At 38.2% G+C, this 1,027-nt stretch carries 1 protein-coding gene; it reads left to right on the top strand.

Annotation, left to right across the window (positions count from 1 at the left end; translation table 11 throughout):
* Positions 1-619: 619 nt before the first annotated feature.
* Complete coding sequence (locus A5875_RS23120) at positions 620-934, top strand: PTS cellobiose transporter subunit IIB (protein ID WP_088935707.1); 315 nt, start codon at positions 620-622, stop codon at positions 932-934.
* Positions 935-1,027 lie beyond the last annotated feature (93 nt).

Below are 1,027 nucleotides of genomic sequence, written 5' to 3'. Positions count from 1 at the left end.
TATGTGATTTACAAAATCTCTGACTGTTTGGCTCTGTCTCTTATACACATCTAGATGTGTATAAGAGACAGAGTATAGTATGCGAAATTTTGAAAGTAAACAGAAAAGAGTGAAGACTCGCGGAATGTGATCAAAGAGACACATCTAGATGTGTATAAGAGACAGGAATGTGATCAAAGAGAAAACCATGAAAATTGGTGACGGCTTAAACGATATTGAGCGGATCCAGTCTGGAAAAAACGTTTAATTTAAAAAAGTTTTTTATAGAATATAGTGACCACAGCAGTCTTTTAAAAACACTCGAGAAGAGTTTAACGCTCCATTGATTCGGCTATTTAAGGCATGGGTAAAGGGCAGCCTGTAAATGTAGTTGCCCTTTTAAAAACACTTAGTAAATGAACTTAATTAAAGGTATTAAAAAATGCCGTATAGATGTGGTAAAATCCTGTATTTGGATTGTAACCGTTCTCTTGTACGATAGCAGTAACAAATGGAAGGAGCGAAATTTTGTAGGGAGTTTGGGGAAAATAGAACGCGTCAAACAGAAGGTGACTTCGAACAGGAAAAGGACAACACGGCATCTTCGCAGGTTCACAAAAAAATAAGGGGGCAACATATTATGAAAAAGGCACTGATTATCTGTGCTGCAGGGATGTCTTCTTCAGTCATCGCCAGAAAGACAACCGCACATTTAAAAGAGCAAGGCAACGATATTGAGGTAAACGCCACTTCGCAAAGTCAAGGCGCGACGGCCATCGCTAAAGATGAGTACGATCTCTATCTGGTTAGTCCGCAAACAAAAATGTATTTTAATACTTTAGAAACCGCTGCCAAAAAGCAAAATAAGCCAATCGTGAACATTCCGCCGCAAGCATATGTACCAATTCCAATGGGGATCGAGAAGTTGTCAAAAGTAATCACTGACCATATTTAGTTTAATCAAAGGGCTGAGGAAAATGTCTGTCTCTTATACACATCTAGATGTGTATAAGAATAAAGGATTTTGGGATTGCCTTTGGATTGTTTA

It is taken from the genome of Enterococcus sp. 3H8_DIV0648, assembly GCF_002140655.1.
GTDB classification, from domain to species: domain Bacteria; phylum Bacillota; class Bacilli; order Lactobacillales; family Enterococcaceae; genus Enterococcus_A; species Enterococcus_A hulanensis.
This window is presented reverse-complemented; position numbering and strand designations above follow the sequence as displayed.

Bases quoted from the DNA above. Each gene is read 5' to 3' on its own strand.
- A5875_RS23120 (WP_088935707.1), top strand. From the start codon at position 620: ATGAAAAAGGCACTGATTATCTGTGCTGCAGGGATGTCTTCTTCAGTC.